The organism is Pseudomonas sp. DR208, from assembly GCF_019823005.1.
In the GTDB taxonomy this organism is placed as follows: Bacteria; Pseudomonadota; Gammaproteobacteria; order Pseudomonadales; family Pseudomonadaceae; genus Aquipseudomonas; species Aquipseudomonas extremorientalis.
Genome location: NZ_CP081944.1, coordinates 4592439 through 4606403, shown reverse-complemented (window position 1 = coordinate 4606403; position 13965 = coordinate 4592439). Strand labels below are relative to the sequence as shown.

Annotated in this window: 2 protein-coding genes; both read left to right on the top strand. The window is 64.1% G+C overall.

All coding sequences use genetic code 11. The features are described from left to right. Nucleotides 1-217 precede the first annotated feature (217 nt). Nucleotides 218-970 carry a thioesterase II family protein gene (locus K5K89_RS20630; protein WP_071489788.1) on the top strand — a complete coding sequence of 251 codons (753 nt, stop codon included), beginning with the start codon at nucleotides 218-220 and terminating at the stop codon, nucleotides 968-970. Nucleotides 971-1023: 53 nt separating this feature from the next. Beyond that, nucleotides 1024-13902 carry a non-ribosomal peptide synthetase gene (locus K5K89_RS20625; protein ID WP_222540166.1) on the top strand — a complete coding sequence of 4293 codons (12879 nt, stop codon included), beginning with the start codon at nucleotides 1024-1026 and terminating at the stop codon, nucleotides 13900-13902. Nucleotides 13903-13965 lie beyond the last annotated feature (63 nt).

The window sequence follows — 13965 nt, the reverse complement described above, 5'->3', positions numbered from 1 at the left end:
TTATGCTGAATGATAATGATTGTCAAATGAGAAGGCGAACTAATCTTATGCTTTCTCGTTTGGTGTGAACCACGTCTCGCCCATACCTGGCGACTAATTATTTGCCGGTGCCGTCCGTTCTTCTGGGTGACAGGTCCGTTAGTAAAACGACCAAGGAGGAGGACGACATGGGTTTCTATCGTGCAAGCGGCGTGTATCGGTCTGGAGTTGTCGCCTGATGAGTACGCCGACTCGACTGCGCCTGTTCTGCCTGCCTTATTCGGGCGCCAGTGCCATGGTTTATGCGCGTTGGCGCCGGGCCCTGCCTGAGTGGTTGCAGGTCTGCCCGCTGGAATTGCCCGGCCGTGGCATGCGCATGGACGAGCCGTTGCAACGCGATATCAAGGCCTTGGCTGCGCAGCTCGCCGATGAAATCAGCTGCGACTTGAACGGCCCCTATGCCCTGTTCGGCCACAGCCTTGGTGGTCTGCTCGCCTTTGAGCTGGCGCACGCCTTGAACGCTCGCGGTGTGCCCGCGCCGCTCGCCTTGTTCGCCTCCGGCACAGCCGGGCCAGCCCGGCGTGATGTCAGCGAATACGCCATCGAAAAGACCGACGAACAACTGATCGCCCGCCTGCGCGAACTGCAAGGCACCACCGAAGAAGCCCTGGCCAACCCCGAATTGATGCAGTTGATGCTGCCGATCCTGCGCGCCGATTTCCTGCTGTGCGGCAGTTTCACCTACGGCGAACGTGCACCGCTGGGCATGCCGATCCATGTGTTCGGCGGCAAGCAGGACAGTGTGCGCGCCGACCAGTTGCTCGACTGGCAACTTGACGCCGCCAGCGGCTTTTCCCTGGACATGTTCGACGGTCACCACTTCTTCCTCGTGCAACACGAAAGCGCGGTGCTGCGTTGCGTGCGGCGCTACGCCGACGAACACCTGGCCCGCTGGCGCAATGGCGCGGCGCGGCCACTCGCCGTCGGCTGAACAAACCCCCGAATTCTTGAATTTCCCGTAAGCCGATTTCAGGCAGGAACCCCATGATGGACGCCTTCGAACTTCCCCGCACCCTGGTCCAGTCCCTTCAACGTCGCGCCGCGCAGACCCCGGACCAGGTCGCCTTGCGCTTCCTCGCCGAATCCGCCGAGCACAGCGTTGTGCTCAGTTATCGCGACCTCGACCAGCGCGCCCGCACCATCGCCGCTGCCTTGCAGGCCAATGCCGAGCTGGGCGATCGTGCGGTGCTGTTGTTCCCCAGCGGCCCGGATTACGTCGCGGCGTTCTTTGGTTGCCTGTACGCGGGGGTGATCGCGGTGCCGGCTTATCCGCCGGAGTCCACCCGCCGCCATCACCAGGAGCGCCTGCTGTCGATCATCAGCGATGCCGAGCCGCGCCTGTTGCTGACCATCGCCAGTCTCGCCGATGGCCTGGCGCAGATCGAAAATGCGCCGCCGGTATTAAGCGTCGATAGCCTGGAAGGTGTCGGCAATTGGGTCGGCCCTGACCTGCACCCGGACGATATCGCCTTCCTGCAATACACCTCCGGCTCCACCGCCTTGCCCAAGGGCGTGCAAGTCAGCCACGGCAACCTGGTGGCCAACGAAGTGCTGATCCGGCGCGGTTTCGGCATCGACCTCCACCCCGACGACGTGATCGTCAGCTGGCTGCCGCTGTACCACGACATGGGCCTGATCGGCGGCCTGTTGCAACCGATCTTCAGTGGCGTACCGTGCGTGCTGATGTCGCCGGCCTACTTTCTCGGCCGGCCGTTACGCTGGCTGGAAGCGATCAGCGAATACGGCGGCACCATCAGTGGCGGGCCGGATTTCGCCTATCGCCTGTGCAGTGAGCGGGTCAGTGAATCGGCCCTGGACCGCCTGGACCTGAGCAAATGGCGCGTGGCCTATTCCGGGTCCGAACCGATCCGCCTCGACACGCTGGAACGCTTCGCCGAAAAGTTCGCCACCTGTGGTTTCACCCCGAACAATTTCTTCGCCTCCTACGGCCTGGCCGAGGCGACCCTGTTCGTCGCCGGCGGTAGCCGTGGCCATGGCATTCCCGCGCTGCGCGTCGACGAACAGGCCCTGGCCGCCAACCGTGCCGAGCCAGGGCACGGCAGTGCGATCATGAGTTGCGGCACCAGCCAGCCCGAACACGCAGTGCTGATCGCCGATCCGCACAGCCTCACCGAACTGCCCGATAACCACGTCGGTGAACTCTGGGCCAGCGGGCCGAGCATCGCCCACGGCTACTGGCGCAACCCCGAGGCCACCGCCAAGACCTTCGTGCAACATGCCGGCCGTACCTGGTTGCGCACCGGCGACCTGGGTTTTATCCGTGACGGCGAGGTGTACATCACCGGCCGCCTCAAGGACCTGCTGATCGTGCGCGGCCACAACCTGTACCCGCAGGATATCGAGCAGACCATCGAGCGCGAAGTGGAAGTGGTACGCAAAGGCCGGGTCGCCGCGTTCGCGGTGAATGATCAGGGCCTGGAAGGCATCGGCATTGCCGCCGAAATCAGCCGCAGCGTGCAGAAGATCCTGCCGCCCGATGCGCTGATCAAGGCGATCCGCCAGGCTGTCGCCGAGGCCTATCAAGAGGCGCCGAGCGTGGTGGTGTTGCTCAATCCCGGTGCCTTGCCGAAGACTTCCAGCGGCAAGGTGCAACGCGCGGCGTGTGCGCTTCGTCACAGGGACGGCAGCCTCGACAGCTATGCGCAGTTCCCCGATCTGCAAGCGCAGGTGAGCACTGGAGCGCTGGAATCCGACCTGCAAAACCAGATCGCCGCGATCTGGTGCGAACAGTTGCAGGTCGCGACCGTTGCGGCCGATGACCACTTCTTCCTGCTCGGCGGCAACTCCATCACTGCCACCCAAGTGGTCGCGCGCCTGCGTGAAACCCTCGGCCTGGAGTTGAGCCTGCGCCTGCTGTTCGAAGCGCCGACCCTGCAAGGCTTTGCCGCGACTGTCGCGCAATTGCAGCAGGATGGCGGTGTCGCCCAAGGTGTAATCCACAAGCTGTCCCGTCAGGAGGAACTGCCCCAATCCCTGGCACAGAACCGCCTGTGGATCACCTGGCAACTGGACCCGCACAGCAGCGCCTACACCATCCCCGGTGCCCTGCGCCTGCGCGGCGAGTTGGACGAAGACGCGGTGCGCGCCAGCTTCCAGCAGTTGATCCAGCGCCACGAAGCCCTGCGTACGCGCTTCTATGAGCGCGACGGCCAGGCTTTCCAGCGTGTCGACGCCAAGGCCGATTTCGACCTGCAAATCATCGACCTCAGCGACCTGCCCGTTGCCGAGCGCGAAGCCCGTGCGCAACAGATCCGTGAAGACGAAGCGCGCACCCAGTTCGACCTGGAAAAAGGCCCGCTGCTGTGGGTGACCCTGGTGCGTCTGGATGACGAAGATCACCAACTGCTGGTGACCCTGCACCACATCATCGCCGACGGCTGGTCGCTCAATATTTTGATCGACGAATTCTCGCGCCTCTACGCCGCCGCAGCCCAAGGCCAGACCCTGGAACTGCCGCCCCTGGTCCTGCAATACGCCGACTACGGCAGTTGGCAGCGCCAATGGCTGGCCGAAGGTGAAGGCCAGCGCCAACTGGCGTACTGGAAAGCGCAATTGGGTGAAGAGCATCCCACCCTCAGCCTGGCGACCGACCACCCGCGCTCGGTACACCACTGTCACAGTGCCTCACGCCACACCGTGCGGCTTGGCGCCAGCCTCAGCAAAGCGATTCGCCACGCCGCCCAGGCCAACGAGTCCACCCCATTCATGCTGCTGTTGGCGGCATTCCAAAGCCTGCTGCATCGCTACAGCGGCCAGCGCGATATCCGCATCGGCGTGCCCAACGCCAACCGCCCGCGCCAGGAAACCCAAGGCCTGGTTGGCTTCTTCATCAACACCCTCGTGTTGCGTGCCGAGCTAGATGGGCGCCTGCCGTTCAACGAGCTATTGGCCGCGACACGCCAAACGGCATTGGGCGCCCAAGCCCATCAGGACCTGCCCTTCGAGCAACTGTTGGAAGCCTTCCCGCAAGCCCGCGAACAGGGCCTGTTCCAGGTCATGTTCAACCACCAGCAACGCGACCTCAGCGCCTTGCGCCGCCTGCCGGGCATGCTCGCCGACGAGCTGCCGTGGCATAGCCGCGAAGCCAAGTTCGACCTGCAATTGCACACCGAAGAAGACCGCAACGGGCGCCTGAGTCTGTCGTTCGACTACGCCGATGAACTGTTCGAAAACGCGACCATCCAGCGCCTGGCCGAGCACTACATCAACCTGCTGTATGCCGTTTGCGAACAGCCCCGGCAAGCCATCGGCGACCTCATGCTGATGCAGCACGACGAACAGGCGCCATACAGCCAAGCCCCTTGCGCGCCCGCCCAACAGTGGCTGCCCGATCTGCTCAACCAGCAGACCTCGGACAGCACCGCGCTGGTCTGGGACGGCGGCAGCCTGACCTTCGCTCAACTGCACACCCAGGCCAACCGTCTGGCCCACTACCTGCGCGATAAAGGCGTGGGTCCGGACGTGTGCGTGGCCATCGCCGCCGAGCGTTCGCCGCAACTGCTGATCGGCCTACTGGCAATCATCAAGGCCGGTGGCGCCTACGTCCCCCTGGACCCGGACTACCCCGCCGAACGCCTGGCCTACATGCTCAAGGACAGCGGCGTCCACCTGCTGCTGACCCAGACTGCATTGCTGGAACGGGTGCCGAGCGCTGACGGCGTCTGCGTGATTGCGATGGACAGCCTGCACCTCGACAGCTGGCCCACCCAGCCGCCCGGCCTGCACCTGCACGGCGATAACCTCGCCTACGTGATCTACACCTCCGGTTCCACCGGTCAGCCCAAGGGCGTGGGCAATACCCATGCGGCGCTCGCCGAGCGCTTGCAGTGGATGCAGGCCACTTATCAACTCGACGCCACCGATGTACTGATGCAAAAGGCGCCGATCAGTTTCGACGTGTCAGTGTGGGAATGCTTCTGGCCGCTGATCAGCGGTTGCCGCCTGGTGCTGGCCGGCCCCGGTGAGCATCGCGATCCGCATCGCATCGCACAGTTGGTGCAGGAGCATGGCGTGACCACGCTGCACTTTGTGCCGCCGCTGTTGCAGCTGTTTATCGATGAGCCGCAGGTGGCCGAATGCACCAGCCTGCGCCGCCTGTTCTCCGGTGGCGAAGCCTTGCCTGCCGAGTTGCGCAACCGCGTGCTGGCACAGTTGCCAGCGGTGCAATTGCACAACCGTTATGGCCCCACCGAAACCGCGATCAACGTGACCCACTGGCACTGTCACGCTGAAGACGGCGAGCGCTCGCCGATTGGCCGTCCGCTGGGCAATGTGATCTGCCGCGTGCTGGACGAGCAGCTCAACCCGGTGCCGCTGGGCGTGCCGGGTGAGCTGTGCATCGGCGGGATTGGCCTGGCGCGGGGTTACCTCGGACGCCCTGGGTTGACCGCTGAACGCTTTGTTGCCGACCACCATGGCACCCGCCTGTATCGCACCGGCGACCGTGCCCGGTGGAACGCCGACGGTGTGCTCGAGTACCTCGGCCGTCTCGATCAGCAGGTCAAGCTGCGCGGTTTCCGCGTGGAACCGGAGGAAATCGAAGCGCGCCTGCTCGCCCTGGATGGCATCGCCCAGGCCGTGGTGCTGGTGCGTGACGCCCAGTTGATCGGCTACTACACCGCCCATGCCGAACTGGACGAACAGCAGGTCAGGACCGCCCTGGCCGCCGAACTGCCGGAGTACATGGTGCCCGCGCTGTTGATGCGCCTGGACGCCATGCCGTTGAGCCCCAGCGGCAAGTTGGACCGCCGCGCATTGCCGGAGCCGGTGTGGCAAACCCGTGAGCACGTCGAGCCCGAAACGCCGTTGCAACAGCAGATCGCTGCAATCTGGCGCGAGGTCCTCGGGCTGCCGACAATCGGCCTGCACGATGACTTCTTCGCCCTGGGCGGTCACTCCCTGCTGGCTACGCAAATCATCTCCCGCACCCGCCAGGCCTGTGATGTCGAGCTGCCGTTGCGCGCCTTGTTCGAAGCCAGCGAGTTGGGCGCTTTCGCCGAACAGGTCGGGCTGATCCAGGCCTCGGGCCAACGCAACCAGCAAACCGCCGTCGCCAAGGTCGACCGTAGCCGGCCGGTGCCGTTGTCCTATTCCCAGCAGCGCATGTGGTTCCTCTGGCAGATGGAACCGGACAGCCCGGCCTACAACGTCGGTGGCATGGCGCGCCTGCGTGGCGTGCTGGATGTCGGGCGTTTCGAGGCGGCGTTGCAAGCGCTGATCATGCGTCACGAAACCCTGCGCACCACCTTCCCGAGCGTCGACGGTGTGGCCTGTCAGAAGGTCTCGGCACAGACCGGCTTGCGCATGGGCTGGCAGGACTTCTCCGCGCTGGCCGAACCCGAACGCCAGCAACGCTTGCAGCAACTGGCCGATCACGAGGCGCATACCCCGTTCAACCTGGAAACCGGGCCGTTGCTGCGCGCCTGCCTGGTCAAGGCCGCCGAGCGTGAGCATTACCTGGTGCTGACCCTGCACCATATCGTCACCGAAGGCTGGGCCATGGACATCTTTGCCCGTGAACTCAGCGCGTTGTACGAAGCCTTTATCGACGAACGCCTGTCGCCGCTGGCGCCGTTGCCGGTGCAATACCTGGACTACAGCGTGTGGCAGCGCCAGTGGATGGAAGCGGGTGAACGTCAGCGCCAGTTGGATTACTGGACTCGGCAACTGGGCACCGAACATCCGCTGCTCGAACTGCCTGGCGACCGCCCACGCCCACCGGTGCAAAGCCATCGGGGCGAGTTGTACCGCTTCGATTTGAGCGATGACCTCGCCGCCCGAGTGCGTGCCTTCAACGCCGAACACGGCCTGACCCTGTTCATGACCATGACCGCCACCCTGGCCGTGTTGCTCTACCGCTACAGCGGCCAGACCGACTTGCGCATCGGTGCGCCCGTGGCCAACCGTATTCGCCCGGAAAGCGAAGGGCTGATCGGCGCGTTCCTCAATACCCAGGTGCTGCGTTGCCAGCTCAACGGGCAGATGAACGTGGCTGAGCTGTTCGAACAGGTGCGCCACACCGTGATCGAAGGCCAGTCCCATCAGGACTTGCCCTTCGACCACTTGGTGGAAGCCCTGCAACCGCCGCGCAGCGCGGCCTACAACCCGCTGTTCCAGGTGATGTGCAACGTGCAGCGCTGGGAATTCCAGCAGAGCCGCCAACTGGCCGGCATGACCGTCGAGTACCTGGCCAACGATGCCCGCGCGACCAAGTTCGACCTCAACCTGGAAGTCACCGACCTCGACCATCGCCTGGGTTGCTGCCTGACCTACAGCACCGATTTGTTTGATGAGCCACGCATCGCCCGCATGGCCGAGCATTGGCGCAACCTGTTGGAAGCGTTGATCGCCAATCCCGAGCAGCGTCTGAGCGAATTGCCGTTGCTCAGCGCCACGGAACAGCGCGCGTTGCAGGACAGCCTGGGCATCGAAGCCGGTGAACATCGCCTTGATCAGTGCATTCACACGCTGTTCAGCCAGCAGGCGAAAGCCCGTGGCGATGCGCCCGCGCTGACCTTCGCCGGCGTTACCCTCAGCTACCGCGAACTGGACGCCCGCGCCAATCGCCTGGCCTGGATGCTGCGCGAGCGTGGCGTCGGCCCGCAGGTGCGGGTCGGCCTGGCGTTGCCGCGTTCGCTGGAAATGGTCATCGGCCTGCTGGCGATCCTCAAGGCCGGCGGCGCCTACGTGCCGCTGGACCCGGAATACCCGCTGGACCGCCTGCACTACATGATCGAAGAAAGCGGCATCGGCCTGCTGCTCAGCGATGCGGCGATGTTCGATGCCCTTGGCGAATTGCCGGCGAGCGTGGCGTGCTGGTGCCTGGAAGATGATTTGCCGGTACTCGCCAACTACCCGACCGATGAGCTGCCGTTGATCAGCCTGCCGCAACACCAGGCGTACTTGATCTACACCTCCGGCTCCACCGGCAAGCCCAAGGGCGTGGTGGTGGCCCACGGTGAAATTGCCATGCATTGCGCGGCGGTGATCGAGCGGTTTGGCATGCGCCCGGACGATTGCGAACTGCACTTCTATTCGATCAACTTTGACGCCGCCACTGAGCGCCTGCTGGTGCCGTTGCTCAGCGGTGCGCAGGTGGTGTTGCGTGCCCAGGGCCAGTGGGATGCCGAGGAAATCTGCGGATTGATCCGCACCCATGGCATCAACATCCTGGGCTTCACCCCGAGCTACGGCAGTCAGTTGGCGCAGTGGTTGGCGACTCAGCAGCAGACCTTGCCGGTGCGCATGTGCATCACCGGCGGCGAAGCCCTGACCGGCGAACACTTGCAGCGCATTCGCGCGGCGTTCCAGCCGCAGGTGTTCTTCAACGCCTATGGCCCGACTGAAACCGTGGTGATGCCGCTGGCCAGCCTTGCACCGGAGCAGTTGGAGGAGGGCGCCGCCAGCGTGCCGATCGGCAGCATCATCGGCGACCGTGTGGCGTACATTCTCGATGCCGACCTGGCCCTGGTGCCGCAAGGGGCGACCGGTGAGTTGTATGTCGGTGGTGCGGGCCTGGCGCAGGGTTATCACCAGCGTCCGGGCATGACCGCCGAGCGGTTCGTGGCCGATCCCTTTGCGCGTAACGGCGGGCGCCTTTACCGCACCGGCGACCTGGTGCGCCAACGCGCCGATGGCCTGGTGGAGTACCTGGGGCGGATCGACCATCAGGTGAAGGTTCGCGGTTTCCGTATCGAATTGGGCGAAATCGAAACCCGCCTGCTGGAGCACGAGTCCGTGCGTGAAGCAGTGGTGCTGGCGCTGGATTCGCCGAGTGGCAAACAGCTGGTGGCTTACCTGGTCAGCGATGCCGAGCACGGCGCATTGCGCGATGCGCTCAAGGCGCACCTCAAGGCGCAACTGCCGGACTACATGGTGCCCGCGCACCTGATCGTGCTCGACAGCATGCCGTTGACCGCCAACGGCAAACTCGACCGTCGTGCGTTACCGCAGCCGGATCCCGAGGCGAATCGCCAGACCTATGTTGCGCCACGCAACGAGCTTGAACAGACGTTGGCAGCGATCTGGTGCGCCGTGCTGAATGTGCAGCAAGTCGGCCTGGACGATAACTTCTTTGAACTGGGCGGTGATTCGATCCTGTCGATCCAGGTGGTCAGCCGTGCGCGGCAGGCCGGGATTCATTTCAGCCCTCGCGACCTGTTCCAGCACCAGACCGTGCAAACCCTGGCTGCCGTGGCCACGCGCTCCGAGCTCATCTGCGCCGAGCAAGGCGTGCTCACCGGCCGCTCGGGCCTTACGCCGATCCAGCACTGGTTCTTCGACACCGAGATCCCGAACCGTCAACACTGGAACCAGGCGCTGGTGCTCAAACCCTTGCAACTGCTGGACCCTCATCGCCTGGAGCAAGCGCTGCTGGCGGTGCTGGAACACCACGATGCGTTGCGCCTGAGCTTTTCCCAGCGCGATGCACAGTGGCACGCCGAGCATCTGGCCGTGCCGGAAGGTGGCGTGCTGATGCAGGCGCAAGTGCGTGATATGGCGCAGTGCACCGCGCTGTTCACCGACACCCAGCGCAGCCTCGACCTGCAACGTGGCCCGCTGCTGCGCGCCTTGCTGATGGACGGCCCCCAAGGGCAACAACGCCTGCTGATCGCGATCCATCACCTGGTGGTGGATGGCGTGTCCTGGCGCATCCTGCTCGAAGACCTGCAAACGGTCTACCGCCAACTGAGCGACGGCCGCTCCGTCAGCCTGCCGGCCAAGACCAGCGCGCTGCGTGACTGGTCTGCGCGTTTGCAGGCGTATGCCGGCAACGAATCCCTGCGCGAAGAATTGAGCCTCTGGCAGGCCCGATTGGCCGGACCGGAAGTGGGGTTGCCGGTGACTCGCCCGCACGGTTCACGGCGCAATCGCGATGCCGACACCGTCAGCGTGCGCCTGGATGCCGAGCACACCCGCCAGTTGCTGCAACAGGCCCCGAGCGCCTATCGCACCCAGGTCAACGACCTGTTGCTGACCGCCCTGGCCCGTGTGCTGTGCCGTTGGACTGGCCATGCTTCGGCACTGATCCAACTGGAAGGCCACGGCCGTGAAACCCTGTTCGATGATATCGACCTGACCCGCAGCGTCGGCTGGTTCACCAGTGCCTACCCGCTGCGCCTGACCCCGCACGGCGGGCAGGGCGATTCGATCAAGGCGATCAAGGAACAACTGCGCGGCGTGCCGCATAAGGGCCTGGGTTATGGCGTGTTGCGCTACCTGGCCGATGACCTGTGCAAACACAGCATGGCTGCCTTGCCCAGCGCACAGATCACCTTCAACTACCTCGGTCAGTTCGACCAGAGTTTCGGCGCCGATGCGCTGTTCCATCCGCTGGACGAGCCCGCCGGCCTGGCCCATGACCCGGACGCACCGCTGTCCAACGAGTTGAGCGTCGACAGCCAGGTGTACGGCGGTGAACTGGTGCTGCGCTGGACCTTCAGCCGCGAACGCCATGATCAACAGAGCATCCATGAACTGGCAGATGCCTATCTCGCTGAGCTGCAAAGCCTGGTCGCGCATTGCCTGCAAGACGATGCCGGTGGCCTCACGCCGTCCGACTTCCCGCTGGCGCACCTGACCCAATCGCAACTCGACAACTTGCCGGTGCCCGCCAGCGTCATCGAAGACGTCTACCCGCTGACGCCGATGCAGGAAGGCCTGTTGCTGCATACCCTGCTGGAGCCGGGCACCGGCCTCTACTACATGCAGGACCGCTACCGCATCAACAGCGCCCTCGACCCCGAGCGTTTCGCCCAGGCCTGGCAGGCGGTGATCGCCCGCCACGAAGCCCTGCGTGCGTCGTTCTGCTGGAACGTCGGCGAAGACATGCTGCAAGTGATCCACACACCGGGCAGCACGCCGATTGAGTACCTGGACTGGAGCAACGACCCGGAAAGCGAACAGGAACCGCGCCTGCAAGCACTGCTCAAGCAGGAGCGCGAGGCCGGTTTCGATCTGCTCAACCAGGCGCCGTTCCACCTGCGGCTGATCCGCGTCGGCGCCGAGCGCTACTGGTTCATGATGAGCAACCACCACATCCTCATCGATGCGTGGTGCCGTTCGTTGCTGATGAATGATTTCTTCGAAATCTACATGGCCCTGGGCGAAGGCCGCGCCCCGCAATTGGCCACGCCGCCGCGTTATCGCGATTACATCGCCTGGCTGCAACGCCAGAACCTGAGCGAAGCACGCCAGTGGTGGCAGCGGAACCTGCAAGGCTTCGAGCGCACCACGCCGATCCCGAGCGACCGTCCGTTCCTGCGCGACCACGCCGGCCACGGTGGCATGCTGGTCGGCGACTGCTACACCCGCCTCGACGCTCGCGACGGTGCACAATTGCGTGAGCTGGCCCAGGCTCACCAACTGACGGTCAATACCTTCGCCCAGGCAGCGTGGGCGCTGGTATTGCGCCGTTTAAGTGGCGACCGTGACGTGCTGTTTGGCGTCACCGTGGCTGGGCGCCCGGTAGAGATGCCCGAGATGCAGCGCACCGTTGGCCTGTTCATCAACAGCATCGCGCTGCGGGTGAAGCTGCCCGAGGACGACCAGCGTTGCAGCGTGCGCCAGTGGCTGAGCGGTTTGCTCGACAGCAATATGCAACTGCGCGAGTACGAATACCTGCCGCTGGTGACGATCCAGGAACTCAGCGAACTGCCCAAGGGCCAGCCGCTGTTCGACAGCCTGTTCGTGTTCGAAAACGCCCCGGTGGAAGTCTCGGTGCTGGACCGTGCGCAAAGCCTGAATGCCACCTCGGACTCCGGTCGCACCCACACCAACTTCCCGCTGACCGCCGTGTGCTATCCGGGGGATGACCTGGGGCTGCACCTGTCCTATGACCAGCGCTACTTCGACGAAACCACCGTGCAAGGCATGCTCGGTGAGTTCAAGCGCCTGCTGCTGGCGCTGGTTCAGGGCTTCCATGGCGACATGGCCGACCTGCCGCTGATTGGCGAGCAGGAGCGTGAGTTCCTGGTGGAGGGTTGTAACCAGAGCGAGCATGCCTACCCGCTTGAGCGCAGCTATATCGAGTTATTCGAACAACAGGTGGCCGCGCATCCGCAGCGCATCGCCGCCAGTTGCCTCGACCTGCAATGGACTTATGAAGAGCTGAACCGGCGCAGTAACGGACTGGGTCATGCGCTGATTGAAGCCGGCGTGGGTCTGGATCAACCGGTGGCGTTGCTGGCCGAACGTAACCTTGACCTGCTGGGCATGATCATCGGCAGCTTCAAGGCCGGTGCCGGTTACTTGCCGCTGGACCCGGGTCTGCCGAGCCAGCGTTTGCGCAGCATCATCGACTTGAGCCGCACGCCGTTGCTGGTATGCACCGAGGCATGCCGCGAGCAGGCCATCGAGTTGCTGGACGGCTTCGACTGCCAACTGTTGGTGTGGGAAGAGATACCGGCACGTGGCGAAAACCCGGGGATCTACAGTGGCCCGGACAACCTCGCCTACGTCATCTACACCTCGGGCTCCACCGGCCTGCCCAAGGGCGTGATGGTGGAGCAGCGCGGCATGCTCAATAACCAGTTGAGCAAGGTACCGTACCTGGCCTTGAGTGACGCGGATGTGATTGCGCAGACCGCGTCGCAGAGCTTCGATATTTCCGTGTGGCAGTTCCTTGCCGCGCCGCTGTTTGGCGCGCGGGTGGATATCGTGCCGAACACTATTGCGCATGATCCCCAAGGTCTGCTGGAACACGTTCAGACCCAGGGCATCACCGTGCTGGAAAGCGTGCCATCACTGATCCAGGGCATGCTGGCTCAGGACCGTATCGGGTTGGACGGCCTACGCTGGATGCTGCCAACCGGCGAAGCGATGCCACCGGAGCTGGCGCATCAGTGGTTGTTGCGTTACCCCGAGATCGGGCTGGTGAACGCTTATGGTCCGGCGGAATGTTCGGACGATGTGGCGTTCTATCGCGTCGACCTGGCGTCTACCCGTGGCACCTACTTGCCGATTGGTACACCGACCGACAACAACCGTTTGTACCTGTTGGATGGTGCGCTGGAGCTGGTGCCCCAGGGTGCTGTGGGTGAGTTGTGCGTCGCCGGCACCGGCGTAGGTCGCGGTTACGTCAGTGACCCGCTGCGCACCGCCCCGGTGTTTGTGCCGAACCCGTTCGGTGCGCCGGGCGAGCGCCTGTACCGCACGGGCGACCTGGCGCGCCGTCGCAGTGACGGCGTGCTGGAGTATGTCGGGCGTGTCGATCATCAAGTGAAGATTCGCGGCTACCGCATCGAACTGGGTGAAATCGAAGCGCGCCTGCACGAACAACCGGAAGTACGCGATGCGGCGGTGGGTGTGCAGGAAGGTGTCAACGGCAAGCACCTGGTTGGCTACCTGGTGGCGGCGGATGCAGTGCTTAACCCAGGCGAACGCCTGGACCGCATCAAGCAACGCCTGCGCGCCGAACTGCCGGAATACATGGTGCCGCTGCACTGGCTGTGGCTTGACCGCCTGCCGCTCAACGCCAACGGCAAACTCGACCGCAAGGCCCTGCCGGCCCTGGAGATCGGCCAGTTGCACAGCCAGGACTACCTGGCGCCGCGCAACGAACTGGAAACCACCTTGGCTGATATCTGGGCCGAAGTATTGAAAGTCGAGCGGGTAGGGGTAGAGGACAACTTCTTCGAACTGGGCGGGCATTCGTTGCTGGCCACGCAGATTGCCTCGCGGGTGCAGAAGACCTTGCAGCGGGATGTGCCGCTGCGGGCGATGTTCGAGTGCAGCACGGTGGCGGAGTTGGCTGAGTATATCGAGGGGCTGGCGGCCAATGAGATCAGTGCGGAGAAGGTGGATCGGTTGAGTGATTTGATGGCGGAGTTGGAGGGGCTTTAATTTTCGCTGTCAGTCAGGCCTCATCGGGGGCAAGCCCCCTCCCACATTTGGAGCGCATTTCTA